We start from the raw sequence: 1569 nt of genomic DNA on the forward strand, positions 1-1569 counted from the left end.
CCGTTCTGGGCGCGCCTCAATCGTAGCCCGAGACGGTCCCGGGCTGACAATTTCGACTGTAATGGACGTTCTTAAACGACTAGTCATTAGGGACACTCCTTGGCATGGCCCGCGCCAGCAATAGATACCACTTCACAGCACCGTCACAGGTGTAGCGGCTTTGTGTGGGCGCGGCGTGCGCTGATTGAGCCGCCAACCGAGGGGCATAAAGCAGTTGAGCGAAAACGGTTGCCCCTTTCCCGTTCGCTCGAGGATCATGTCCCCCTTTTCCGCGGAAACCCCGGCAGTTGCGAAGAGCTGCCGGGGTTTCTGTCGTTTGAGAGGTTGGGCTGGCGGGCGGCGATCGAGCTGTCGAGCCGGTGGTTCGACACGCGCAACGCGCGGCGTCGGCAACTTGCAGGCCACGGCAACGTCTCCCCCACCGCGCCCCGCGCTATACTCGTCCGCATGGATATCAACGCACGCAACATAGCAACACCCGCCGCGGTCGCACCGGCAACGGCAGTGCCCACCCCCGTCGTGGGCCGCTTTGCCCCGTCGCCCTCGGGCCGCATGCACCTGGGCAACGTGTTCAGTTGCTTGTGCGCGTGGCTTTCGGCCCGCAGCCAGGGCGGCAGCATCGTGTTGCGCATCGAGGACCTCGACGATCGCTGCAAGCGACCGGAGCTTGCCGTTCAACTGATTGACGACTTGGCCTGGCTGGGGCTCGAGTGGGACGAAGGCCCCTACTATCAGCACGATCGCCTAGACCTGTACGAAGCCGCCTTGCGCCAGCTGCAAGACGCCGGCCTCACCTATCCCTGCTTTTGCACGCGCGCCGAGCTCCACGCCGCAAGCGCGCCGCACGCCAGCGACGGCACGCCCATCTACCGCGGCGCCTGCCGCGCTCTTTCTGCCGAAGAAGTTGCACGCCGCAGTGCTCTGCGCGCCCCGGCCACACGCCTGCGCGTGCCCGCCGTCGACGACCTCGCCGACGACGTGGTCGAATTTGTTGACCGCACGTACGGCGCCCAATGCGAAGCACTCGCCACCGAGTGCGGCGACTTTTTGGTCCGCCGCAGCGACGGCGTTTTTGCCTATCAGCTAGCCGTGGTGGTCGACGACGCCGCCATGGGTGTTACCGAGGTCGTGCGCGGATGCGACCTGCTGGGCTCCACGCCCCGCCAGATCTACCTGCAGCATCTGCTGGGACTTGCCACGCCGCACTACGCGCACATTCCGCTGCTCATGTCGCCGGACGGCCGCCGCCTTTCCAAGCGCGACCGCGATCTGGACCTAGGCGAACTCCGCGCCCGCTTTGGCACGCCCGAGGCACTGCTGGGATGGCTCGCCGGGCAAACGGGCATCGCGCCGGACACCACACCGCGCTCTGCCGAGCAGCTGGCCGAGCACTTTAGCTGGGACGTCATCCGCGCACACCGCGAGAACATCACCGTAATGGCCGAGTAGTCAAATACGCCCCGCCCCCTTGCCCCATTACAGTCTGAAGTGGGCCACCGATAAATTTCGATGGCGAGCATTCGGCGCATTGCCTACGATACGGGCAAGCCCCGAGGGGCCGCCGATCGG

Annotated in this window: 1 protein-coding gene; it reads left to right on the top strand. The window is 65.6% G+C overall.

Annotated elements, in window-relative coordinates; genetic code table 11:
• Positions 1-447 precede the first annotated feature (447 nt).
• Positions 448-1449: a tRNA glutamyl-Q(34) synthetase GluQRS gene (gluQRS, locus tag AQ996_RS09490; RefSeq protein ID WP_055252699.1), complete on the top strand. Its 1002-nt coding sequence runs from the start codon at positions 448-450 to the stop codon at positions 1447-1449.
• The last annotated feature ends 120 nt before the right edge of the window (positions 1450-1569 follow it).

This window comes from Collinsella aerofaciens, from assembly GCF_001404695.1.
Classification (GTDB): Bacteria; Actinomycetota; Coriobacteriia; order Coriobacteriales; family Coriobacteriaceae; genus Collinsella; species Collinsella aerofaciens_E.

What these genes read in the sequence shown, in the direction of transcription:
- gluQRS (WP_055252699.1), top strand. Translation starts at nt 448, where the DNA reads ATGGATATCAACGCACGCAACATAGCAACACCCGCCGCGGTCGCACCG.